This window comes from Thalassotalea agariperforans (assembly GCF_053470345.1).
On record NZ_JBQMWH010000034.1, the window covers coordinates 1 to 1,438 of the forward strand.

1 protein-coding gene is annotated in these 1,438 nt (G+C 38.9%); it reads left to right on the forward strand.

The features are described from left to right. Positions 1-94 precede the first annotated feature (94 nt). On the forward strand, positions 95-1,429 hold the full coding sequence (locus ACSLUO_RS17650) for an IS4 family transposase (protein ID WP_448250583.1): 1,335 nt from the start codon (positions 95-97) through the stop codon (positions 1,427-1,429). Positions 1,430-1,438: the final 9 nt, after the last annotated feature.

Sequence of the window (1,438 nt, forward strand, 5' to 3'; positions counted from 1 at the left end):
GTAATGCCGATCAGTTAAGAAATATTTAACGATCCATTGACCGATCTTCTACATAGTTCAAAATCCGGTATCAATATTTAATACCGGATTTTTTATGCGTTTAGAAACTGAGTTAGCGACAACACTTCAAGCTTGTAATACCTTTCAATCTTTCAAAAAATTCTCAGAGATACTTTCTCCAGAATTAATTGAAAAAGGCTTTGAACAATCTGGCGTTGCAACAATTAGAAAGCGCCGACTACCTTTAGAAACCGTTTTGTGGTCAATTGTAGGCATGAGCTTATTTAGGCAACGTTCAGTGTTCGATATTGCTACTCAAATGGATGTTATGCTGCCTGATAAAAAGCCACTCGTAGCACCAAGCGCAGTAGTACAAGCAAGGCAACGTCTGGGAGCTGATGCCGTTAAGCAAGTATTTTTAACAATGGCGGAGCACAGTTATGCCAATAATAAGTTTGAATCATGGTGTGGTCTCAATTTACTCGCGGTTGATGGAGTCGTCTGGCGAACAACGGATACGCCAGAGAATCATGAGGCTTTTAAAGCGCAAAGTAACCGTCATGGTGAAAACATATTTCCTAAAATTCGCATGGTTTGTCATATGGAAGTTACAAGCCATCAACTGATTAATAGTGCATTCTCTGATTACCGAACCAATGAAATGATGTTAGCTGAGGAGCTAATAGAAAAGACGCCCGATAACTCACTGACAATATTTGATAAAGGCTACTATTCTCTGGGGTTGTTAAACCGTTGGCATCAAGCAGGAGAACAAAGGCACTGGATGATACCCGCTCGCAAAGATTTAAAATATGACATTATCCAGAAAGTTAGTCCTAATGATTTACATATTCGCTTAACTACAACAGCGCATGCACGAAAAAAATTTAAAGGTATCCCTGATTCTATAGAGGCAAGGTTAGTAACAAAAACTATAAAAGGTAAAACGTATAGAATTTTAACGTCTATGGTTGACGCAATGCGGTTTCCTAGTGAGGAGATTGTAGAGCTATATTGTTATCGTTGGGAGATAGAACTTGGCTTTAGAGAAATGAAACAAACCTTGTTAAACAGCAAGTATACCCTAAGAAGTAAACGACCAGACATGATAGAGCAAGAGCTTTGGGGAGTATTGTTAGCATACAATCTCATAAGGCAGGCCATGACAAATGCGGCATGTAAGCTTGATAGTGTTATGCCTAATCAATTGAGTTTTGCTAGCTGTTCTATGGCTGTCACTCAGTTTTTTGCAACAATACCGTTAACCTCACCGGGTAATATACCCAAGCATTATGCATTGTTACTTGAGCAACTCAGCTATTTCAAATTACCTCCAAGGCGAGAAGAAAGGAAGTATCGCAGGTGGATTAAACCAAAACAATCGAAGTACCCAAGTAACAAAAATAAAAATGCCAGTCAGCTTAACTGACTGGCATTA

Bases quoted from the DNA above. Each gene is read 5' to 3' on its own strand.
- ACSLUO_RS17650 (WP_448250583.1), top strand. From the start codon at position 95: ATGCGTTTAGAAACTGAGTTAGCGACAACACTTCAAGCTTGTAATACC.